The organism is Clostridium gasigenes (assembly GCF_017348895.1).
Taxonomy (GTDB): Bacteria; Bacillota; Clostridia; order Clostridiales; family Clostridiaceae; genus Clostridium; species Clostridium gasigenes.
The window spans coordinates 727,304-750,274 of record NZ_CP071376.1 but is presented as its reverse complement, the minus strand read 5'-3'; the positions used below and the strand labels follow the sequence as shown (position 1 = coordinate 750,274).

Genomic DNA, 22,971 nt, shown 5'->3' with positions numbered 1-22,971 from the left:
TGTCGAAGAAAAGGGTATGATTTTATAAACAATAAAAATATATATGAATAAATATATAGAGATGGAAATATATTTATGGTAGGAAGTATTCTATAGGAGGGATAATATGTCACAGATTGATGTAATAAAAGAAAGAGTTCAATATGAGCAACTTTTAAAAGAAAGCTCATCAAACCATATTTTAAAGGGTGAATATTTAATAAGGGATTCTCATCCTGATATGAAAGAGGTTTTAGGAGTTGAAGCAAAGGCTACAATAACAAATAAAGAAATTCTTGGAGATAAGGTAATGGTGGAAGGGTTATTAAACTACACTATGTTTTATCTACCAAAGGAGGAAGCAATATCGGAAAATGCTTCAAGAAAAATTCACTCAGTTACATTTACAGAAAAGTTCGCAAATTACATTGAACTTGAAAATGATGAACATAGGGTGATTTGTGAAGTTGAGTGTGATATTGAACATATTGAGGCAAATTTAATAAATGAAAGAAAAGTAGGAATAGATGGGGTCATTGAATTAAAATGGGAAATTTATAGAAGTGGAGAATTTGAATATGTAAAAGATGTAGAAGGAAAAGAAGATATTCAAGTACTTAAAAAGCAAGAAGTACTAAATGGTGTTAAGGGTGAAAAGGAGATTGAATTAGTAGGTAAATCTATGATGAAAGTAACTATGGATAAACCAGAAATCGAAGATATTCTTAATTGTTCAATGAATCTTCATAAAAAAGAAATTAAAATTGGTGAAGATAAAATTTATATAGGGTGCTATTGTAAAATAGAAGTTTTATATAAGGGTAAAGATACCTCAGATATAATGACTTTACAGGATGATGTATATTTATCAAAGGAAGAGGAATTAGTAGGAATAACTAATGAAATGATGAGTTCTATGAATATGGATGTTAATAATAGTGAATATACTATTACTGCTGACGATTTAGGAGAAAGTAGAGTAGTTAACCTTGAATTTGTAATCAAAGGAAAGGTTAAGGTATTCTCAAAAGAAAAAATAGAATTAATTAAAGATGCATATTCACCTACTATGAATATGGAATTAAATATTGGTAATCACGAAATAGGAATTGTTCAAGGTAGTGCAAATAATGAATCAATGGTTAAAGATAATATTTATTTGAAAAATGAAAATACTAAAATTGAGCAAATAATTTCTGTAAGTGGAAGTGCTGCTATCACAGATAAAATTGTAGAAAATGATAGAGTTAAAATCGAAGGAATAGTAAAAGTAAATGTATTATATAAGGCTATGGATGAAGAAGATTGTTATGCCATAGTATCTGGAGAAATACCATTCTTAGCATCAGCAGAAATAAAAGGTGCTAAAGAAGGTATGGATATAGTAGTTAAAGCATCATTAGAAAATATAGATGCAAGTATAGAAGCAAATACAATAGCTATTCGTGCAACAGTAATTACATCTTCAAAAGTATGTCATAAAGTAAATAAAGAATGGGTAGTTGATATAGTAGATGGTGGAGATGAAAAGAAAGAAAAGAAAGCATCGATTACTATATATGTAGTTGGAGCTGGAGATACACTATGGCAGTTAGCTAAGAAATATAATACTACTATGGAAGAACTAACGAAGCTAAATGATATGGAAAATCCAGAAGAATTAAAATGTGGAGAAAAATTAATAATTCCAGGTAGAGCTATATTTTAAAAAAACACTAAGGTATATTGACTTGTTATTAAAAAAAAATGTCTAAGAGGAGCCGCGTTTATAAACGTGGTTCTTTTTTTATGCTAAAGGAGCTTTAAAAAATATATAAAGTAAATTAGTTAAAAATGAATAAGAATAATGGAGGCTGGATAAAATAATATATGTATGATTAGAGGTGATAGAATGAGTGAAAAAATAAATGGGAATTTAATAATAATAGGTGGCGCAGAAGATAAAGAGGGTAAAAAAGAGATCCTGAAAAAGGTTTGTGAATTTATAAATAAAGATAATGACACAATATTAGTTGCAACAATAGCAACAGAATATCCAAGGGAAGCGTTGAAGAAATATAAAGAGGTATTTACAAAATTAGGTGTGAAAAATATAAAGGGGTTAGATATAAGTAATAGAGTTCATGCATTTGAAGAAGAAAATTTAAATTCTATTAATGAAGCAGCACTTATATTTTTTACAGGTGGTGACCAATTAAGAATAACAAGTATAGTTGGAGGAACTCCTATTTATGATGCTTTAAAAAAGGCTAGTAAAAGGGGCTGCATAATAGTTGGAACATCAGCGGGAGCTTCTGTTATGAGCGATACTATGATTGTTCAAGGGGATGATGAAGAATCACCTAGAAAGTGTACTTTAAAGATGGCACCAGGCCTTGGGTTTGTAAAAAATATAATGATAGATCAACATTTTGATCAAAGAGGAAGAATAGGAAGGCTACTGACAGGCATAGCTCAAAATCCTGAAGTTTTAGGAATTGGAATAGATGAAGATACTGCAATTATAGTTACGGATGAAGGGATGGCAGAAGTAATAGGAAGCGGAGCTGTTTACTTTGTTGATGGAAGTGGGATTACTCATAGTAATGTATCAGAACAATATTGCGATGAGGTTTTAAGTATGTATAATGTGAAACTTCATGTGCTTAAAGAAGGTAATAAATTTAATATTTTAGCTAAGGCACCTTTTGAGGAGGAAATTAGTAGCAATGAGAGTAATAAAAACTAAAATATATGAAGGTAGAAATATCTATTCACATAAAAAATGTATTAGGATGGATATAGATTTAGAAGGGTACTGTGAAATACCTAGTAAAGAAATAGAAGATTTTAACTTTAATTTGGTAAATATGATACCGGAGCTTAGAACACATAGATGTGGAATAGATGAAGATGAAGGTTTTATTAAAAGGTTAAAAGAAGGAACTTATCTAGCTCACATATGTGAGCATATAATAATTTCTATTCAAAATAAAATAGGAGTAGAAGTTTCTTATGGTAAATCAAGAGAAATAAAAGATGATTTATATTATATTATATTTGAATATAAATATGCAAATACAGCAGTAGAGACATCAAAACTGGCAGCTGATATAATAAATGCTTTAATAAATAAAGAAATTATAAATTATGATGGAAGAATAGAGTTATTAAAAGAATTTTTAAATGAAGAATGTATAGGGCCGACTACGGAAGCTATATGTAATGCTGCTAAAAGGAGAGATATCCCTGTAATAAAACTTGGAGAAAGTGATTTTTATCAGTTAGGATATGGGAAACAAGGAAGAATAATTGAGTCGGCTATCGGATATCAAACTAGTTGTATATCAGTAGATATGGCTTCAGATAAATTGTTAACAAAAGAATTATTAAAACTTCAGAATTTGCCAGTAGCTAAAGGTGCTAAAGTTTATAATGTAATAAACCTTCTTAATGAAGGTGAATATATAGGATATCCCTTAGTGTTAAAACCCCAATTTGGAAATCAAGGAAAGGGCATAATCTTAAATATTAGTAATGAAAAAGAATTAATTAGTGCTTATGAAGCCTTAAAAGGAAAATTTAAAGATCTAATAATAGAAAAATACCATAGAGGAAATGATTATAGAATTTGTGTTGTAGATTATAAAGTTACGGCAGGGTCTTTAAGAAATCCTCCATATATAATTGGAGATGGTAAAAGTACTATTTTTGAATTAATAAATATTTTAAATGAAAATCCATTACGAGGATATGGTCATGAAAAACCTCTTACTCGTGTGCAAATAGATATTGAATTAATAGAATGCTTAAGAGATATGAATTATAACGAAAAGAGCATTATTAAAAAAGATGAAAAAATCTTATTAAGAAGAAATGCAAACCTCTCAACTGGAGGAAACGCTATAGATTGTACAGATATCATATGTGATGAAAATAAAGATGTTTGTATTAGAGCAGCAAAGACATTAGGATTAGATATATGTGGAATAGATATATGTGCAGAAGATATTTCAAAGCCTATATATAATGGTGGAATAATTATGGAAGTAAATGCAGCTCCGGGTTTAAGAATGCACTTATATCCAAGTAAGGGCAAGAAAAGGGATGTTGGTGATGATATAGTTAATATGCTATACAAAGGTAACCCAAAAAACATACCGGTTATTTCAGTAACGGGAACAAATGGTAAAACAACAACAACAAGAGTTATTAGTCATACACTAGCTAAAATGGGATATATAATTGGGATGACAAGTACATCTGGAATATATATAAATGAAAAATGTATAGATAAAGGTGATGATAGTGGCTCTGAAAGTGCAAAGAGTATTTTATTAAATAGAGATGTGGATATAGCTGTTTTAGAAACAGCCCGTGGGGGAATAATAAAAAAAGGGTTAGCTTATGACTTAGCAGATGTAGCTGTTATTACTAATATAACAGAAGATCATTTAGGCATAGATGGAATAAATACTATGGAGGAACTATGTTTTGCTAAATCTTTAGTTGGTGAAGCTGTTAAACCTAATGGATATGTTGTTATTAATGCAGAAGATAAATGGAGCAAAAGTATCATAGAAAGAATATCAGCTAATAAAATCTATTTTTCTAAAAATAAAGAAAATAAGTTAATTAAACAGAATATAGATGAAGGTAAAATAGCTATATATATAGAAAATAATTGGATTACTGTAAATAATAAAGGAAAAATATTTAAAGTATCTGAAATAAATAACATACCAATAACTTTAGGTGGAAAATTAATATTTAATATAGAAAATATATTAGCTGTTTGTGGAGCTTTAGTAGGTATGGAAGTTGATTATTGTATGATAAAAAGAGGTGTAGAAAGCTTTTTGCTAAATTCTGAGAAGAATTTAGGTAGATTTAATTGTTACTCAGTTAATGGAGTAAACGTAATTTTAGATTATGGTCATAATATAGAAGGGTATAAAGCGGTTCTATCATCAATAAAATCTATGCATTCTGGTAAAATACATGGTGTTGTAGGGATTCCTGGGGATAGAAGTGATGAAGTATCAATTGAAATAGGTAATATTTGTAGTCAATTCTTAGATAGTATAATAATTAAAGAGGATAAGGATAAAAGGGGAAGGAAGAGTGGAGAAATTAGTAAGTTGATTCAGAGCGGGATAAAATCTTCACATAACAAAATACAAAGTAAAATAATTTTAGATGAGAAAGAGGCTTTTAGAAAAGCTATGGACGAGGCTAAAGTTGGAGATACTATAGTTGTATTTTACGAAGAAATAGAGCCTTTAATTGAAATAATAAAAAATGACTATTTAAAAGTAATCGAAGCAGATGATAAACTAATAAGTTCATTATAAAAGGCAAGTTATTTTATTGAAGAGGCCTTGATAATTTTCAAAATATCTATTAACGATGAGTGATATATGTCTTATAAATGAAGTGTGAGTTATTCTAACAGGTATTAGGTTGAATTAGATAGAGCTGAAAGAAAATAACAAGTCAAATATTATTAGAATCTTTTGTGCTAGGAAAGAACCATAACCTGTGCATAGTAAGCCTGTGTAAAGGTTATGGTGATGAATCATAGCTCAAAATGTATCAGAATTTGACTAGTTATTTGTTTTAGCATCCATATTATGTTTACTAGTAGATAAAAAAAATATATAATTAGCATACAAGTTTAGAGACAGTCATTTTTTTGAAAATGACTTAATACATCATTGAAAGGATTTGAAGATATGAAGGTTAAGGCGTATGCTAAGGTTAATATATCCTTGGATATAATAGAAAAAAGAAAAAGTGATGGCTATCATCTATTAAGAATGATAATGCAAAATATAGATTTATATGATGAAATAATAATTGAAAAACAAAAGTCTGGAATAAATATTAAGTGCAATAAACCTTATGTACCCACAGATGAAAGGAATTTAGCTTATAGGGCTGCAAAATTATTTAAAGAAACTTTCAATATAGAAGAAGGTGTATCTATAAATATAAAGAAGAATATTCCTGTAGCAGCTGGACTAGCTGGAGGAAGTACAGATGGGGCAGCGGTTTTAAAAGTAATGAATGAAATATTTAATGTTAATGCAAGTGATGAAGAATTAATGGAAATAGGTCTTAAACTAGGTGCGGATATACCTTATTGTATAAAAGGTGGCACGGCTCTATGTGAAGGCATAGGGGAGAAGGTTACAAGTTTAAAATCTTTTAAGGACAAGATACTTGTTTTAGTTAAACCCCCTTTTGGAGTATCAACTAAATTTGTTTATCAAGAATTTAATTTAGAAAGAGTATTAAATCATCCAAAGACAGAAGAATTAATAGAGGCAATGGAAAATGATGATTTAAATTATGTTTGTGATAATATGAAGAATCTACTTGAAAATGTAACATTAAGAAAGCACAAGATGATAATTGGCATAAAAGAGGAAATGAAAGCTCTTGGAGCTAAAGGGTCAATGATGAGTGGAAGTGGGCCAACAGTATTTGCAATCTTTGATGATATGCTTAAAGCTCAAAGATGTTTTGAAAAGATGAAAGATAAGTATGATGATGTATTTATAACTAGAACAATATAAAACTTTATGTATAGACCTCGATTTTATGGCAATAATTAAGCTATAAAGGGGGTTTTTATATTATGAGAAGAAGGTTAAGTATAATAATATTAGTAATTATAGGTACAATAGGTTTATTAAATGGGTGTGTAAGCAGTGAAAGTGGACAAGGTAGTCTTAATGGAAAACAATTGGTTTTAGAAGATATACAAAATGAAATAATAAGGTTTCATGTACTAGCGAACAGTGATACAGAAGAGGACCAAAAGTTAAAACTTAAGGTTAGAGATAAAGTAATAGAAAATATGGCAAGTAAATTTATTGGGATTAGCAATATTGATGATGCTAGAAAAATAATGTTAGATAGTATGGATGAAGTAAATTCTATTGCAAAAGAAGTAATTGAGGAAAATGGATATAGCTATGGAGTAAAAAGTGAATTATCAAGAGAAAATTTTCCTGATAAAATGTATGGAGACACACTTTTTCCACAAGGAAACTATGAAGCTTTTAGAATACTAATTGGAGAAGCAAATGGTCAAAATTGGTGGTGTGTAATGTTTCCACCGTTATGTTTTGTAGATGAGAGCAAACAGGCAGTTAATTCAGATGAAACTAAAGAAAGCTTAGAAAAAGTAATAGATAAAGACAAAGATAGCGATAAGGGAAATATAATTGATAAAAGTAAAGATTCAGATCAAGAAGATAATGTAGATAATAAACAAAAGATAAAATTCAAGTCTAAATTATTAGAAATGTTGAAGGGAAATTAAAATGAAAAAATAAAAAATTCATATAATCCTTGATATATTTGATTAATAAAATTAAACTATACAATAGATATAGAACAAATTTGATTTCAGGGGGAAATAAAATGACAAAAGCATTAGCAATGGTATCTGGCGGATTAGACAGCATATTAGCCGCAAAATTAATTAAGGATCAAGGAATTGAAGTAATAGGGATATGCTTTAAATCATATTTCTTTAGTGAAGAAAGTGCTAAGAGAATGACTAAACAAATAGATATTCCTTTAGAAGTAATAGATTTTTCAAAAGAACATATGAAGATGGTTAGAGATCCTAAACATGGATGGGGAAAAAATATGAACCCATGCATAGATTGTCATGCCATGATGATGAAATATTCAGGAGAGTTATTAGAAAAGTTTAATGCAGATTTTATAATAACTGGAGAAGTTTTAAATCAAAGGCCAATGTCTCAAAATAGACAAGCTTTAAATACAGTAAAGAAAGCGTCAGGATTTGCAAATAAAATACTAAGACCTTTATGTGCTAAGAATTTAGATGAAACTGAAATGGAGACTAATGGGCTAGTAGATAGAGAGAAGTTATTAGATATAATGGGTAGAAGTAGAAAACCGCAAATGGCATTAGCAGAAGAATGGGGAATAACAGAATATCCATCGCCAGCAGGTGGATGTAGGTTAACAGAACCAAATTATGCTATTAGATTAAAGGAAATGTTAAGCTTTAAAGAGAATTCAGAAGAAAATTTAGACGAAAATGAAATTGAATTATTAAGATTTGGGAGACATTTTAGACTTGCTGGTAAGGTTAAGGTAATAGCAGCTAGAACTGGAGATGAAGGAATAAAAATAAAAGAATATATTAATAATAAGTACATAGCATTTTATGCATCTAACTTTACAGGAGCTTTAGTAGTATTAACTGGAGAAGGAACTGATAAAGATATAGAAATAGCAGCAAGAATAACAGCAAGATATAGTAAGGGGAGAAATGAAGAAATGGTAGAAGTGAAATATGGACAATATGGTAAGAAGTTTACATCAGAAGTAACAGTGAAGCCTATAAATGATGAAGAATTACAAACATTTATAATTGGAGCTAAATAATAAGGGGGAGTAGCTATGAAAAAAAAGGCGATTATTTCAGTTAAGAGTATTTCTGAACTAGATAAAAAAGATAGTATAGAAGTTATTACTCCTGGAGACTTTATAATTGAAGATGGAATCTTTAAAGCGATTTATAAAGAAACTGAGCTTTCGGGGATGAAAGGAACTGTAACTACAATTAATATTTTTGAAGAAAATTTCATTTTAGAAAGAACAGGAACAACTAATACAAAAATGGAGTTTGAATTAGATAAAACAGCAATATCCTTATATAGTACACCATATGGTGTAATGGATTTACAAATACATACAGAAGAATTGGAAATAAATGTTGATGAAAATGGTGGAGATATTAGGGCAAAATATAATATGGGGTTTTCAGGTCAACCACCTATAATAACAGAAATTTGGATTAATATAAAATTATAAGGAATTTAAAAAAAACAATAAGTCAAAGGGAGACGTGTGGCACCAAATAGACTAGCTTGTTATTTTAGTTCAGTTACATAAAGAGGATATTGAGAATTAATCAATATTCTCTTTGATCATCTTAGGGTATTTCAAATAAATAAACTTCCAAACAATGTATAATAATTAGTTTAAAGGATATACTTTTAAAAAACAATGTGGAGTGATAAATTTGAATAATATAACTAAATTAAATAAAACAACAATAATTATTAGTGTTTTAAGTAGTTATTTAGGTGAAGACTTTGAGGAAATTAAAAATATTATAAAGAAAAAAGAAAATAGATATTTATTATTATTGTTATTAAAGAATTATAAATGTTTAAATAGGGAAGAAATAAAGTTAATGTTTAATATAAGTAGTGAAAAGAGTGTAAATTATAATATAAAAAAAGCAGAAGAAAAGCTCTTAATAAATAGAGATTTTAGAGAAATCTATTTTAAAATTGAAAAATATTTAGAACAAATAATATAAGGTGCTTTCAAAAAATAATAAAATTACTTGAAAATTTAAATAAAGTAGGACATAATATAGCTTACACACAATATAATTTACACATAAAAAATCTTATGCAATCAAATCTTAGAGTGCAAATCTTAGAATAAGCTCTTTAATATAATTTCAAACAAAAATAAAATATTTTATCTAATTGGAGGTTTCGTAGTGACAAAAGAAGCGTATACAAAGATGACTTTAGTAGAACTTAAAGAAGTAGCTAAAGACATGGGAATAAAAAATATTAGTAAGTTAAAAAAAAGTGAGCTTGTAGAAGAAATTGTACAAAATGCTCCAAATAGTGTTGAAAAAGATGGGGTTATATTAAAAGAAAATATAGCGCCTAAAAATAGAGAAGAAATAATAGCGGTTAAAGAAGAATCTAAGCCTATAGAAGCTCCATATTATCCGTTTAAAACTAGTGAAACTAGAAAAAATGAAACTGTAGATTATCCATTTAAAACTAGTGAAACTAGAAAAAACGAAACTGTAGATTATCCATTTAAAACTAGTGAAACTAGAAAAAATGAAGCTGTAGATTATCCATTTAAGACTAGTGAAACTAGGAGAAATGAAATGGGAGATACAAAAACAGAAGAAACTAATTCAAGGCAGCTTGCAGAAGAAAAGCAAGAAAGACTAAAAGCTATGATAGATGAATCAACGAGTGAAAAGGGTATTTTAGAGATATTAGAAAGTAATAATTTTGGTTTCTTAAGATGCAATAATTACTTAACAGGTGAAGGCGATATTTATGTATCACCAGCACAAATAAGAAGATTTAATTTAAGAACTGGAGATGAAGTTTTAGGTAAGATTAGACAGGCTAAGGATGGCGAAAAGTTCAAAGCCTTACTTTTTGTTGAAAAAGTAAATGGAGATCATCCAGAAAGCGCTATATGCAGAAAATATTTTGAGAAATTGACACCTATATATCCAAAAGAAAGATTAAGATTAGAAACAAATAATGAGAATGATTTATCTTCAAGATTAATGGATATAGTTTGTCCAATAGGTAAAGGACAAAGAGGTATTATAGTTGCTCCTCCAAAAGCTGGGAAAACTACATTATTAAAAAAAATAGCTCAAAATATATCTACTAATTATCCAGAAGTAACTTTGATAGTGTTACTTATTGATGAAAGACCAGAAGAAGTAACAGATATGAAACGTTCAATAAATGGAGATGTTGTTTATTCAACTTTTGATGAAGAACCACAAAATCATGCTAAAGTAGCGCAAATGGTTTTAGAAAGAGCTAAGAGAATGGTTGAGCATGGGAAAGATGTAGTGATACTACTTGATAGTTTAACTAGGCTTGCAAGAGCTTATAATTTAACAATAAATCCGACTGGAAGAACATTATCTGGTGGATTAGATCCAGGTGCTTTAATTATGCCAAAGAAATTCTTTGGAGCAGCAAGGAAAATAGAAGAGGGTGGTAGTTTAACAATATTAGCTACAGCGCTTGTTGATACTGGATCAAGAATGGATGATATGATTTATGAAGAATTTAAGGGTACAGGGAACATGGAAGTTCACTTAGATAGAAAATTACAAGAAAGAAGAATATTCCCTGCTATTGATATATATAAATCAGGTACTAGAAAAGAAGAATTAATATTAAACAATGAAGAAAGAGATGTGGCATACAATATTAGAAAGGTTATGTATAAAGAAGGAAATATAGGTAACGTAACTGAAAAATTAATTAATATGCTATCAAAGACAAAAGATAATGAAGAATTTATCAATATATTTTCAAAAAATGGAATAGATAAAAAGTAATAAGAAAGACTAGTTGTTTAAAAAACAACTAGTCTTTTTTGAAAATTTCTATTTTATAAGGTCATCTGCAATATCAACTATTTTTTCTTTAGAATAAGTTGAAGCTAGCTTAGCTAGTTTATTACGCATTTGTTCTAATAATGCAGGGTTATCTAAAAGATTGTCTACATTTAGATTCAATTCTAAAAGATTATCTACATATAGGGCATATCCATTTGAAGTTAAAAAATCTGTATTTTGCATTTCTTGGCCTGGAATACAAAACGGAATTATAATAGGTAAGGTTTTATTAATGGCTTCAGTTATGGTTAAGCCACCAGGTTTAGTTATTATTAAATCTGAATAATCCATTAAGGATGCAATATCTTTAGAAAAACCAAGAATATGAAGTTTTTTATCTTTTATTCTATTATTATATTCATTAGATAAACTGTCCTTTAATTTATTATTATTTCCACATACTACTGTAATTCTAAGTTTATGAGAATTATTAAGTAATTCTTTAACTACGTAGGATATATTTTTAAGCCCCATACTTCCGCTCATTAAAAGAATGTTAAAGTAATCTTCATCTTTAGTAGATAGGAGTCCAGGAACTATATTAAGGAATTCTTCTTTTACAGGTATTCCATAAGCAAAAATTTTATTGGAGTCTATACCTTTTTCAATAAGACTTTCCTTTGTGTTTTCGCTACCAGTTATATAAACATTAATATTACTATCTATATAAGTGCCGTGAGCCTTAAAATCAGTTACTATAGAAATTGCAGGTATATTTAAGCCTTTTCTTTTTAAGGTTCCAATTATGTTTACTGCGTATGGGTGTGTAAGTAATATTACATCTGGTTTAATTTTATTAATAAGTTTTAGAACTTTTTTATTTGTAAATAAAAAAAGTAATGATAAAAGCTTATTATTGAATGGACCATCAGTTAGTTTATAAGAAATTCCATAAAGTTTAGGAAATATAGAGGCAAGAACTTCATAACCCCCCACTAAAATAGTGTCTAAAAATTTACCATTACTTTTTAAAAAATCATTTTTTATTACTTCATATCCTCTTGCTTTAAAATTTTCGGCAATAGAATTAGCAGCTTGATTATGACCTTCTCCTGTAGAAGCTGTTAAAATTAAAATCTTTTTCATATATCATTACACTCACTTTTCATAAACTTAGGCACTTTCAAAAAAATAATAGATCAATTTGATAGGCTATTATTTTTTTCAAGTGCCTTAATTATTTTTAATAAGGTATCTTCAAAAAAATAGTCAATATGTTGATATGTCTTATTATTTATTTTAACATTAATTAGTATAATATAACATTATTATCTATTAAATAGTAGTAGAATATTTTTAGATAAGAAAAATGGGAAAGAACATGTCTTTCCCAGAATTTCTTATTCTTATTTGTTAAGATTAAATCTTTTGTTGAATTTATCAACTCTTCCACCAATATCAATTAGTTTTTGCTTGCCAGTGAAGAATGGGTGGCATTTAGAGCATATTTCTACTTTAAGTTCATCTTTAACTGAACCAGTTTCAAAGGAATTTCCACATGCACACTTAACCACTGCGTTGTGGTTATATTCTGGATGTATGCCTTCTCTCATATTTTTCACCTCGTTTCTAAATTTGTGACCTTACGGTTTGTTCAAATAACTTTTAAATTATAGCATATGGTCAAAAAACAGTCAAGTTTTGAAGTGGTTAATACTCAAAAAAATGTCTTTTTAAAGGGATATTTAAATGCTATAATCGATATATATACGCAGTGATAAAGGAGAAATTTTAAATGAGTAAATTATATTTTAGATATGGAGCTATGAATTCAGGTAAATCAACACATCTTATGCAAGTAGCTCATAATTATAAAGAAAGAGGAATGAATTCTTTACTTTTAAAACCATCTACAGATAAAAAAGGTGGGGAAAAGGTAGTTTCAAGGCTTGGAGTAGAAAGAAAAGTAGATATACTTGTAGCAGAGGACGATGATATATTTAAAAATGTTGAAGCATTGTATAAAGAAAAAGGTAAAATTGATTGTTTACTTGTAGATGAGGTTCAATTTTTAAAAAGTATACAAATAGATCAATTATTTGAGGTGGCAGTAGGGCTAGATATACCTGTTATATGTTATGGATTAAGAACAGATTTCAAAACACAGGGGTTTGAGGGCAGTACAAGATTACTTTTAATTGCTCATACAATAGAAGAAATGAAAACTATATGTAAGTGTGGCAGAAAGGCTTTGTTTAATGGAAGAAAAATAAACGATAAATTTGTATTTGAAGGTCAACAAATAGCCATAGATAATATAGATAACGTAGAATATGAATCTCTTTGTGGGCATTGCTTCTTTAAATATAAGAAAAGTTAGGGAGTTTCAAAAAACTAATGGAATGAGGGATTTATATGAAAAAGACTAGTGTTGGGGGTCAAGCTGTTATTGAAGGTGTAATGATGCGCGGCAGCAGCGGACTTGCTACAGCAGTTAGAACTCCAAAAGGAAATATAGAGATAGATTTTCAAAAAGTGGTTTCAATAACTAAGAAACATAAGATTCTAAATATACCTTTTATAAGAGGGATATTTATACTTATAGACTCATTAATAATAGGAATAAAAACTCTTAATTATTCAGCTTCATTTTTTGAAGAGACAGAGCCATCAAAATTTGAAGACTGGCTTAAAGGTAAATTTGGAGAAAAAAGTAATGATATAATTATTGGAATGACAATGACATTATCAATGGTGATTGCAGTAGTATTATTTATGGCAATACCAACAGGGGTAGCATCTTTGTTTAAGGGCTTTGGACTAACACCTATAGCACTTAATTTAATAGAGGCAGTAATTAGGATTATAATATTAATCGCTTATATTTATGGAATTAGCCAAATGGAGGATATATTCAGAGTGTTCCAATATCATGGTGCAGAACATAAGACAATATTTTGTTATGAAGCTGAAGAAGAGCTAACTGTAGAAAATGTTAAGAAATATGGTAGATTCCATCCAAGATGTGGAACAAATTTTCTGTTCTTAATTATGATGGTAAGTGTAGTTATTTTTACATTTACAGGTTGGGGAAGTTTTATACAACGATTAGGGCTAAGAATAGTTTTGATTCCTATAATATCAGGTATAACTTATGAAATTATTAAATGGCTAGGTAAAAGTAATAGCAAATTGGCACAAATAATTTCATATCCAGGTTTAAAATTGCAAGGATTAACAACTAGGGAACCTGATGATTCACAAATAGAGGTTGCTATTGCAGCACTTCTAGCAGCAGAAGGTCTTGAAGAACCGGAAAAGACAATTGGAGAATTGTTACAATTTGGAGTGGAAAAACTTAAAAAAGTAGAAATAGATACTTATATTTTAGATACCCAATTATTATTAGGTAAGATTATAGAACGTAATAGAATATATCTTATAACTAATAGAGATGAAAAAATAAATAATAAGTTTAAAAAAGATTATTTAGAGTTAGTAAACAAAAGAGTTAAAAAGATGCCTATAAGTTATATATTAGGTGAAACTGAATTTATGGGTCTAGATTTATATGTGGAAGAAGGTGTATTAATACCAAGAGCTGATACTGAAGTGTTAGTTGAAGAGGTATTAAAGTTAATTTCTAAGGATAAAGAAGTAAAAGTTTGTGATTTATGTTGTGGAAGTGGTGCAATAGGTATAGCACTTGCACATTATAGAAATAATATAAACATAGATTTGATAGATTATTATAAAGTGCCAGAAAAAATAACTATAAAAAATTTAAATAGACATAATTTAAATGAGAGAGCAACATTTATAAAAAGTAATCTATTAGAAAAACCTATAGAAGATAATAAAAAATATGATTTAATAGTCTCAAATCCACCATATATAAAAGAAAAAGTTATAGATACATTGATGGATGATGTAAAAAATTATGAACCTCATACAGCTTTATCAGGTGGAGAGGATGGGTTATGCTTCTATAAGAGAATAATAGACGAAAGTAAAAATGTATTAAATGAAAATGGAATATTATCATTTGAGATAGGCCATGATCAAGCAGAGGAACTAAAAAAATTAATGACGGATGCTGGTTTTAAGAATATTAGAGTCATTAAAGATTTATCAGGATTAGACAGAGTTGCAATAGGGGCTCTAATAGTTGATTAGTAGAGGCTTATTGTGATATAATACAGCAATGTAAAAAAATAGAGTACGGAGTGATAGCATGTTATTAGATAAACTAGCTTTTATAGAAAATAAATATGATGAATTATCAGTGAAAATATCAGACCCTTCAATTATGGCAAATCAAAATGAATGGAGAAAGCTTTGCAAGGAGCACTCAGATTTAGAAATTGTAGTTACAGCTTATAGAGAGTATAGAGATGTAACAGAAGAATTACAATCAAATAAAGAAATGCTAAATGATGAAAGTGATAGAGAAATGAGAGAAATGCTAAATGAAGAAATTTCTGACCTTACAAAAAAAGAGGTAGAATTAGCAGATAAAATACAAATTTTATTACTACCAAAAGACCCTAATGATGATAAAAATGTTTTTGTTGAAATTAGAGGTGGAGCTGGTGGTGATGAAGCCGCTCTTTTCTCATATAATCTTTTTAGAATGTACACAAGATATGCAGAAACGCAAAGATGGACTACTGAAATAATGAGTTTAAACGAAAATGATATCGGTGGATTCAAAGAAGTAGTATTTATGATTAAGGGAAATGGAGCATATTCAAAACTTAAATATGAAAGTGGAGTGCACAGAGTTCAAAGAGTTCCAGAGACTGAATCAAGTGGTAGAATACATACATCTACAGCAACTGTAGCTGTTCTTCCAGAAGTTGACGATGTTGAAATAAAAATAGAAGATAAAGATTTAAGAATAGATACGTACAGATCTTCAGGTAACGGTGGTCAATGTGTAAATACAACCGATTCAGCTGTAAGAATAACTCATATACCATCTGGAGTTGTTGTTGCATGTCAAGATGAAAAATCACAACTTAAAAACAAAGAAAAAGCTATGAAGGTTTTAAGATCAAGATTATTTGATGCAGCACAAGCAGAGAGATCAGCCGGGATTGCTGAAGATAGAAGAAGTCAAGTTGGTTCAGGGGATAGAAGTGAAAGAATAAGAACATATAACTATCCACAAGGAAGAGTAACTGATCATAGAATAGGATTAACTTTATATAAATTAGAAAGTTATTTAAGTGGAGATATACAAGAAGTAATTAATGCATTAATTACAGCAGATCAAGCAGAGAAAATGAAGAAAATGGGAAATACTGATACTATTTAGTATTAGTTGGCATCTAAAAATCCTTAAGGAGCTGAAAGAAAATAACAAGTCAGAGAATCTAATCTTACTAGTTATTTTTTTGAAGCTCCCTTACGTTATAAAACGTAGGGCTTTTAGAATAATTGGAGGTAAAGTATGAATATAAATAAGGCTTTGAAAAAAGAAAGTAAAAGTAAGAATCAATTATTTACAGTGATGATATTACTTTTCATAACTCTTCCTTTAACAGCCTATTTATCAGGAATACAATCTCTATTTTTATGGATATATTTAGGATTTATAGAGTTGTTGATAATATTGAAAATTATAATAAAGTTAAATTATCATGGATTAAAATTTGTATGTAATAATAATAGACTAAAAATAAAAAGTGGATTATTTATAAAAGAAAGTTTAATATTATGTGATAAAGTTGCATTAGTTCATACTAGTAAAGAAAAGGATGAATTAGAAATTATTATTGTTACAGCAGTAAATTTTAAAAATAGAGGATTAAAACCTATAACACAAGGATTTATAAAGAAGTATTCCGAAGGGGCAGAAGAATATTTAAAAATAAAAAAATTAACACCTGAACATGTATTTTATTTTCAGGTAGTTAGAAAAGGTGCTCTTAAAAAGTACGAGTTACTTGATGCTATTTATAAAAATTGTGTTAGAGCTACATATACCTCATCAGCTATTGAAAATATAAAAATAGCTAGAGGTCAAATTGATATTTAGGCAACTGAAAAAATAATCCCGATTATAGAAGAACATTAAGACACTTTTAAAAAAATAATAGACCAATTGTTAGTCTATTATTTTTTCAAGTGCCTAAAATAAAGAAGGTAGATATTTTGCAAACAAAGGTAGCTATAATAAAAGATATAGAAAATGATAATAAATATATAAAAGAAGCCGCAAACATTATTCAAAATAATGGTACAGTAGCATTCCCAACAGAAACAGTTTATGGGCTAGGAGCAAATGCATTAGATCCTCAAGCTGTTTCAAAAATATTTAAGGCAAAGGGTAGACCTCAAGATAATCCATTAATTGTACATGTTGCAAATAAGGATATAAGTGGTTTAGTTTTAAACATACCAGAAATTGCAAAAAAACTTATTGATAAATTTTGGCCAGGTCCTTTAACAATAATATTAGAAAAAAATAATATTATTCCTGATGCAACAAGTGCAGGACTTAGTACAATAGGTATAAGGATGCCGAATAATGAAATAGCATTAAAGTTAATAGAGATGTCAAATAGACCAATAGCAGCACCTTCTGCTAATATATCAGGTAGACCAAGTCCAACAGAAGTTGAAAGATGTGTTGAAGATTTATATGGTAAGGTTGACTACATATTAGGTGGAAATAGAAGCGAGATTGGGGTAGAATCCACAATAGTAGATTGTACTGTTAACCCACCGGTGGTATTAAGACCTGGTGGAATAACCCTAGAAATGTTAAGAGAGTTCCATCCTGGGATAAATATTGATGAGTCAATTAAAGGAAAACCTAGCCCTGATTTAAAGCCAAAGGCACCAGGAATGAAATATAGACACTATGCACCAAGGGCTAAACTTAAAATAATAAGTGGAAATAAAGAAAAAACTATTGATAAAATTAAAGAAATAGTAGACAATTATATAGAAAAAAATAAAAATGTAGCTATTTTATGCACAGACGAAAATGCGAATAAATTTCCAAAGGGTAAAATTATTTCTTTAGGAAGTGAATTTATTTTAGCTGAGATAGCTAAAAATATTTTTGAGGCTCTTAGAAGTTGTGATGATTTAGGTGTAGATTTAATTCTATGTGAAGCTTTTGAAGAAAAGGGTGTAGGAGTAGCTATTATGAATAGGCTAAATAAGGCAGCCGGATTTGATATAATAGAAGTTTAGGCATTTGATTTTTGAAGTGCCTTAATAATTAGGAGGGATCTCTTATTATGAAAATAGCAATAGGGTCAGACCACGGTGGAGTGGATTTAAAAGAGGAAATAATAAACTTTTTAAAATCAGAGAACTATGATGTAAAAGATTTTGGGACAAATAGCAAGGCATCTTGCGATTATCCAGATTATGCGTTGAAAGTGGCGGAAGCTATAGTGGCTAAAGAATTTGAATTTGGTATATTAGTATGCGGTACGGGTATAGGTATAAGCATTGCTGCAAACAAGGTGCCAGGAATAAGAGCTGCTTTATGTTCAGATACCTTTAGTGCACATGCAACTAGAGAACATAATAATGCAAATATATTAGCATTAGGGGCAAGATCTGTAGGCCCAGGGTTAGCATTAGATATAGTTAAAACTTTCTTAAATGCTAAATTCGAAGGTGACAGACATCAAGCAAGAATTGATAAAATAACAGCTATTGAAAAAAAATATATTAAATAATAAAACATATTGGAGGAATTTTTAATGAGCAGAGTAATACAAGTAGAACATCCATTAATACTTCATAAATTAGCTTTTATAAGAAGTAAGAATACAGGTGCTAAAGATTTTAGGGAATTAGTTGAAGAAGTTTCAATGCTTATGGCATATGAAGTAACTAGAGATTTGGCTACAGAAGAAGTAGAAATCGAAACACCAATTTGCAAAACAAAGTGTAAAATGTTATCAGGAAAGAAAATAGCTATAGTTCCAATACTAAGAGCAGGTCTTGGTATGGTGGATGGAATGTTAAAACTAATTCCAGCAGCTAAAATTGGACATATAGGTTTATACAGAGATGAAGAAACGCTTCAACCAGTAGAATATTTCTGTAAATTACCACAAGATATTGCAGAAAGAGATGTAATGGTTGTAGACCCTATGCTTGCAACAGGAGGATCGGCTGCAGATGCTCTTACTTTATTAAAGAAAAAGGGTGCTAAGAACCTAAGACTTGTATGTTTAATATCATCACCAGAAGGTATTAAACTTGTACAAGAAACTCATCCAGATGTAGACATATATGTAGCTGGGATAGATGAAAGGTTAAATGAAAAGGGATATATAATACCAGGTCTTGGAGATGCTGGGGATAGATTATACGGAACAAAATAATTTAATAATTATAGTATATTCAAAAAAATAGTTAATATTATATTCTATTTTGAATCATACTTGCTTAATAGAGTTCACTGATAGTACAACTATCGGTGAACTCTATATCATAGTATGGCTCAAAATATATATTATAATTTAAACTTTTATTTAAGATTATTAAAGTTTGAAAATTAATTAATTAAATAATATTTTGAAAATTTGTATTGTGCAATAGATAGAGTGTATAATTATAGAAGTTATAAAAAGGGTATTGATATATTAAGGAGTGATTTCATTGAAAAAGAAAATTATAACAATATTTGGAACGAGGCCAGAGGCTATAAAAATGGCTCCATTAGTAAAGGAACTTGGAACTAGAGAGGGCATAGATATAAAGGTGTGTGTAACAGCACAACATAGAGAAATGTTAGATCAAGTTTTAGAGTATTTTGATATTATTCCAGATTTTGATTTAAATATAATGAAAACAAAGCAGACCTTAACTGGAATAACTAATAGAGTTTTAGAAGGACTTGAAGAGGTTTTTATAAATGAAAAACCTGATATGATATTAGTACATGGAGATACAACAACTACATTTTCAGGCGCACTTGCTGCGTTTTATCAACAAATAAAAGTTGGTCATGTTGAAGCTGGGCTTAGAACCTTTGATAAATATTTTCCATTTCCAGAAGAAATGAATAGAAAACTTACTGGAGGATTAGCAGATTTACACTTTGCACCAACAAGTGGCTCAAAGAATAATCTTCTAAGAGAAGGAGTAAAGGAAGAAGAAATATATATAACAGGAAATACTGTAATAGATGCAATGCTTCATACTGTGAAAGATGGTTATATATTTGAAAATGAAGAATTAAATAAAATAGATTTTCAAAATAAGAAAGTTATTATGATTACAGCTCATAGAAGAGAAAATTGGGGAGAGGGTATAAATAATATTTGTGAGTCTTTAAAAGCTATTGTAGAAGCTAATAAGGATGTAGAATTAGTTTATTTAGTGCACTTAAACCCAGTTGTTAAAGATGTAGTCTATAGAAAATTAGGCGGAATAGAAAGAGTTCACTTGTTACCGCCATTAGATACTAAAGAAACACATAACTTAATGAATAAATCATTTATGGTTATGACTGATTCTGGCGGGCTTCAAGAAGAAGCACCACATCTTGGTAAACCAGTATTAGTTTTAAGAGATGTAACTGAAAGACCAGAGGCAGTATCTTATGGAACGGTTAAATTGGTAGGAACTAATATAAAAACAATAGTAGAAAATGCAAACACTTTATTAAATAACGAAGAAGAATATTTAAAAATGAGTAAATCAGTTAATCCATATGGTGATGGTAATGCTTCAAAAAGAATTGCAGATGCCATTGAAAAATACTACGGGTTAAGAGAAGAAGAAGTAGAAGAATTTAAGAGATAGTATTAATCATAAAAATAACTAGTTGTTTACGCGACTAGTTATTTTTATATCTTAAAGTGGGAAAAAAAACTAAAATTTAGTTGATTATAGAATTAAAAGTGTTATAATTGAATTGTGTTAATTGTTTAACAAGTTGGACAATTCAAACGATGAAAATTAGGAGGTATTGTGAATATGAGAGAAGTAGTTATTGTAAGTGCAGTAAGAACAGCAATTGGGGCATTTGGAGGAGCATTAAAAGATGTTTCTGCAGCAGATTTAGGTGCTCTTGTAATTAAAGCAGCTATTGAGAAGGCTGGCGTTCGTGGTGAATTAGTAGATGAAGTTGTAATGGGTAATGTAATACAAGCGGGTCTTGGACAAAATATTGCAAGGCAAGCAGCTATAAAATCAGGATTGCCAGTAGAAGTTCCAGCTATGACTATAAATAAAGTATGTGGATCTGGATTAAGAACTGTAGCATTAGCTGCACAAATGATAAAAGCGGGAGATGCTGATATAGTTGTTGCAGGTGGTATGGAAAATATGTCACAAGCACCATATGTATTGAAAGATGCAAGATGGGGACAAAGAATGGGTGACGGTAAAATGGTAGATACAATGATAAATGATGCTCTATGGGATTCATTTAACAATTATCATATGGGTGTAACAGCTGAAAATATAGCTAAACAATGGAATCTAACAAGAGAAGAGCAAGATCAATTTGCTGTTAATTCTCAAGTTAAAGCTGAAAATGCTATTAAAGCTGGAAGATTTAAAGATGAAATAGTTCCAGTTATAATTCCTCAAAGAAAGGGAGAACCAAAAGTATTTGATACTGATGAATTTCCAAGATACGGTGCTACAATGGCAGGGATGGCAAAATTAAGACCAGCATTTGCCAAAAAAAATGGTACAGTAACAGCAGGAAATGCTTCAGGAATAAATGATGGAGCAGCAGCTTTCGTAGTAATGAGCGCTGATAAAGCTAAAGAACTTGGAATTACTCCTTTAGCTAAAATAGTTTCATATGGTCAAAGAGGTTTAGAACCATCAATAATGGGTTATGGACCATTCCATGCAACTAAAAAAGCTTTAGAAGTTGCAAACCTTAAGATTGAAGATTTAGATTTAATCGAAGCTAATGAAGCTTTCGCAGCTCAAAGTTTAGCTGTAGCAAAAGATTTAAACTTTGATATGGATAAAGTAAATGTAAATGGTGGAGCAATTGCACTTGGACATCCAGTTGGAGCATCAGGTGGAAGAATATTAGTTACATTACTTCATGAAATGCAAAAAAGAGATGCAAAAACTGGTTTAGCTACTTTATGTATAGGTGGCGGAATGGGAACAGCATTAATAGTTTCAAGAGACTAATGTTATTTTGAAAAGATCCTTTAATTAGGATCTTTTTTTTTGTGTGTATTATATTTCTTAAATAGAATTTCATGAATTAATATTAAAAAAAAGAGAATAATAAAAATATTAATGTGAAAAAATATAGTAATTAGTACTTTTTACTTTAATAATATTAAACTTATAATAGGTATATTAAATTTGGTAAAAACAATATTGTATAAAGGATAATAATTGCAAATAAAACTTATATAAAACTTATGCAAAACGTATATAAAACTTATGTGAAACGTATATAAAACTTATATAAACTAGATATTAGTCTATATAGACATTAATATATGAATATTTAATTATAATAGTAAATTAAATGTCGAAAATAAAAATAAAAAAATAAAAAAATGAATAATTAATATTCAAATTTATTCATTTAGTGAAAAGGTTGAATTGAATTAAATTATTTGTTAAAGTATTCTATTTAAAAAAATAACTTCAAATAGAATAAAAGAGATAAAAAAACGTGAATGAAAATGTTAACATTAAATTGAAAGAAAAAACAGAAAAACAGAAAATTCAGTTAAATGAATATAGCTTGTATAATTAAAACTATAAACTTAGCAAAAGTTATTAATAATGAATGTAGTTAAGGAAATTGAGAATAAACCTATGTAGACAGTAAATTCAATCAAAATATAGGTAAT

At 29.0% G+C, this 22,971-nt stretch carries 20 protein-coding genes; 18 read left to right on the top strand and 2 right to left on the bottom strand.

Annotated elements, in window-relative coordinates; translation table 11 throughout:
• The first annotated feature begins 106 nt into the window (after positions 1-106).
• The 9 genes from J1C67_RS03630 to rho all read left to right on the top strand — a co-directional run bounded on the left by J1C67_RS03630 (position 107) and on the right by rho (position 11,146).
• Positions 107-1,687 (top strand): DUF3794 and LysM peptidoglycan-binding domain-containing protein, encoded by a 1,581-nt coding sequence (locus J1C67_RS03630; RefSeq protein WP_089973255.1) that lies wholly within the window; start codon positions 107-109, stop codon positions 1,685-1,687.
• 183 nt (positions 1,688-1,870) lie between these two features.
• Entirely contained in the window at positions 1,871-2,707 is an 837-nt protein-coding gene (locus J1C67_RS03625; RefSeq protein ID WP_167865804.1) for a cyanophycinase, read from the top strand.
• On the top strand, positions 2,688-5,312 hold the full coding sequence (gene cphA, locus J1C67_RS03620) for a cyanophycin synthetase (protein WP_167865803.1): 2,625 nt from the start codon (positions 2,688-2,690) through the stop codon (positions 5,310-5,312). The genes J1C67_RS03625 and cphA overlap by 20 nt, the downstream gene beginning before the upstream one ends.
• Before the next feature lie 381 nt (positions 5,313-5,693).
• The gene (gene ispE, locus J1C67_RS03615; protein WP_167865829.1) at positions 5,694-6,539 is read left to right on the top strand and encodes a 4-(cytidine 5'-diphospho)-2-C-methyl-D-erythritol kinase; all 846 of its coding nucleotides are present in this window, start codon (positions 5,694-5,696) and stop codon (positions 6,537-6,539) included.
• A gap of 62 nt (positions 6,540-6,601) precedes the next feature.
• Positions 6,602-7,291, top strand: a complete 690-nt coding sequence (gene spoIIR / locus J1C67_RS03610) for a stage II sporulation protein R (RefSeq protein ID WP_089973265.1) — start codon at positions 6,602-6,604, stop codon at positions 7,289-7,291.
• Positions 7,292-7,392: 101 nt separating this feature from the next.
• Positions 7,393-8,394 (top strand): tRNA 4-thiouridine(8) synthase ThiI, encoded by a 1,002-nt coding sequence (locus J1C67_RS03605; RefSeq protein ID WP_167865802.1) that lies wholly within the window; start codon positions 7,393-7,395, stop codon positions 8,392-8,394.
• 15 nt (positions 8,395-8,409) lie between these two features.
• Positions 8,410-8,823: a YwiB family protein gene (locus J1C67_RS03600; RefSeq protein ID WP_089973272.1), complete on the top strand. Its 414-nt coding sequence runs from the start codon at positions 8,410-8,412 to the stop codon at positions 8,821-8,823.
• A 211-nt stretch (positions 8,824-9,034) separates the two neighbouring features.
• Complete coding sequence (locus J1C67_RS03595) at positions 9,035-9,337, top strand: hypothetical protein (RefSeq protein ID WP_089973275.1); 303 nt, start codon at positions 9,035-9,037, stop codon at positions 9,335-9,337.
• Between the two features lie 189 nt (positions 9,338-9,526).
• Positions 9,527-11,146, top strand: a complete 1,620-nt coding sequence (rho, locus tag J1C67_RS03590) for a transcription termination factor Rho (protein WP_167865801.1) — start codon at positions 9,527-9,529, stop codon at positions 11,144-11,146.
• Between the two features lie 48 nt (positions 11,147-11,194).
• On the opposite strand, the gene J1C67_RS03585 is transcribed toward rho, so the two are convergent.
• Positions 11,195-12,292, bottom strand: coding sequence for an MGDG synthase family glycosyltransferase (locus J1C67_RS03585; protein ID WP_167865800.1), 1,098 nt, complete (start codon positions 12,290-12,292; stop codon positions 11,195-11,197).
• Positions 12,293-12,552: 260 nt separating this feature from the next.
• Positions 12,553-12,759: a 50S ribosomal protein L31 gene (gene rpmE / locus J1C67_RS03580; RefSeq protein ID WP_089968295.1), complete on the bottom strand. Its 207-nt coding sequence runs from the start codon at positions 12,757-12,759 to the stop codon at positions 12,553-12,555.
• 182 nt (positions 12,760-12,941) lie between these two features.
• Here rpmE and J1C67_RS03575 point away from each other — a divergent pair, with 182 nt between their 5' ends.
• The 9 genes from J1C67_RS03575 (at position 12,942) to J1C67_RS03535 (ending at position 22,291) form a co-directional block, all read left to right on the top strand.
• Positions 12,942-13,526, top strand: a complete 585-nt coding sequence (locus tag J1C67_RS03575; protein WP_089968298.1) for a thymidine kinase — start codon at positions 12,942-12,944, stop codon at positions 13,524-13,526.
• A gap of 35 nt (positions 13,527-13,561) precedes the next feature.
• Positions 13,562-15,322: a peptide chain release factor N(5)-glutamine methyltransferase gene (gene prmC, locus J1C67_RS03570; RefSeq protein ID WP_167865799.1), complete on the top strand. Its 1,761-nt coding sequence runs from the start codon at positions 13,562-13,564 to the stop codon at positions 15,320-15,322.
• A 58-nt stretch (positions 15,323-15,380) separates the two neighbouring features.
• The gene (prfA, locus tag J1C67_RS03565; protein WP_089968303.1) at positions 15,381-16,466 is read left to right on the top strand and encodes a peptide chain release factor 1; all 1,086 of its coding nucleotides are present in this window, start codon (positions 15,381-15,383) and stop codon (positions 16,464-16,466) included.
• A gap of 135 nt (positions 16,467-16,601) precedes the next feature.
• Positions 16,602-17,189 carry a hypothetical protein gene (locus tag J1C67_RS03560; protein WP_089968306.1) on the top strand — a complete coding sequence of 196 codons (588 nt, stop codon included), beginning with the start codon at positions 16,602-16,604 and terminating at the stop codon, positions 17,187-17,189.
• A gap of 116 nt (positions 17,190-17,305) precedes the next feature.
• A complete protein-coding gene (locus J1C67_RS03555) occupies positions 17,306-18,355 on the top strand; it encodes an L-threonylcarbamoyladenylate synthase (RefSeq protein ID WP_167865798.1) in 1,050 nt (349 codons plus the stop codon).
• 47 nt (positions 18,356-18,402) lie between these two features.
• Positions 18,403-18,852, top strand: coding sequence for a ribose 5-phosphate isomerase B (gene rpiB / locus J1C67_RS03550; RefSeq protein ID WP_089968314.1), 450 nt, complete (start codon positions 18,403-18,405; stop codon positions 18,850-18,852).
• Between the two features lie 24 nt (positions 18,853-18,876).
• Positions 18,877-19,506 (top strand): uracil phosphoribosyltransferase, encoded by a 630-nt coding sequence (upp, locus tag J1C67_RS03545; RefSeq protein ID WP_089968317.1) that lies wholly within the window; start codon positions 18,877-18,879, stop codon positions 19,504-19,506.
• 277 nt (positions 19,507-19,783) lie between these two features.
• Positions 19,784-20,932, top strand: coding sequence for a non-hydrolyzing UDP-N-acetylglucosamine 2-epimerase (gene wecB / locus J1C67_RS03540; RefSeq protein WP_278336657.1), 1,149 nt, complete (start codon positions 19,784-19,786; stop codon positions 20,930-20,932).
• A 174-nt stretch (positions 20,933-21,106) separates the two neighbouring features.
• Positions 21,107-22,291 (top strand): acetyl-CoA C-acetyltransferase, encoded by a 1,185-nt coding sequence (locus J1C67_RS03535; RefSeq protein ID WP_167865797.1) that lies wholly within the window; start codon positions 21,107-21,109, stop codon positions 22,289-22,291.
• Positions 22,292-22,971 lie beyond the last annotated feature (680 nt).

Coding starts and splice junctions, on each gene's coding strand:
- J1C67_RS03630 (WP_089973255.1), top strand. CDS start 107: ATGTCACAGATTGATGTAATAAAAGAAAGAGTTCAATATGAGCAACTT.
- J1C67_RS03625 (WP_167865804.1), top strand. CDS start 1,871: ATGAGTGAAAAAATAAATGGGAATTTAATAATAATAGGTGGCGCAGAA.
- cphA (WP_167865803.1), top strand. CDS start 2,688: ATGAGAGTAATAAAAACTAAAATATATGAAGGTAGAAATATCTATTCA.
- ispE (WP_167865829.1), top strand. CDS start 5,694: ATGAAGGTTAAGGCGTATGCTAAGGTTAATATATCCTTGGATATAATA.
- spoIIR (WP_089973265.1), top strand. CDS start 6,602: ATGAGAAGAAGGTTAAGTATAATAATATTAGTAATTATAGGTACAATA.
- J1C67_RS03605 (WP_167865802.1), top strand. CDS start 7,393: ATGACAAAAGCATTAGCAATGGTATCTGGCGGATTAGACAGCATATTA.
- J1C67_RS03600 (WP_089973272.1), top strand. CDS start 8,410: ATGAAAAAAAAGGCGATTATTTCAGTTAAGAGTATTTCTGAACTAGAT.
- J1C67_RS03585 (WP_167865800.1), bottom strand. CDS start 12,292: ATGAAAAAGATTTTAATTTTAACAGCTTCTACAGGAGAAGGTCATAAT.
- rpmE (WP_089968295.1), bottom strand. CDS start 12,759: ATGAGAGAAGGCATACATCCAGAATATAACCACAACGCAGTGGTTAAG.
- J1C67_RS03575 (WP_089968298.1), top strand. CDS start 12,942: ATGAGTAAATTATATTTTAGATATGGAGCTATGAATTCAGGTAAATCA.
- prmC (WP_167865799.1), top strand. CDS start 13,562: ATGAAAAAGACTAGTGTTGGGGGTCAAGCTGTTATTGAAGGTGTAATG.
- prfA (WP_089968303.1), top strand. CDS start 15,381: ATGTTATTAGATAAACTAGCTTTTATAGAAAATAAATATGATGAATTA.
- J1C67_RS03560 (WP_089968306.1), top strand. CDS start 16,602: ATGAATATAAATAAGGCTTTGAAAAAAGAAAGTAAAAGTAAGAATCAA.
- rpiB (WP_089968314.1), top strand. CDS start 18,403: ATGAAAATAGCAATAGGGTCAGACCACGGTGGAGTGGATTTAAAAGAG.
- upp (WP_089968317.1), top strand. CDS start 18,877: ATGAGCAGAGTAATACAAGTAGAACATCCATTAATACTTCATAAATTA.
- J1C67_RS03535 (WP_167865797.1), top strand. CDS start 21,107: ATGAGAGAAGTAGTTATTGTAAGTGCAGTAAGAACAGCAATTGGGGCA.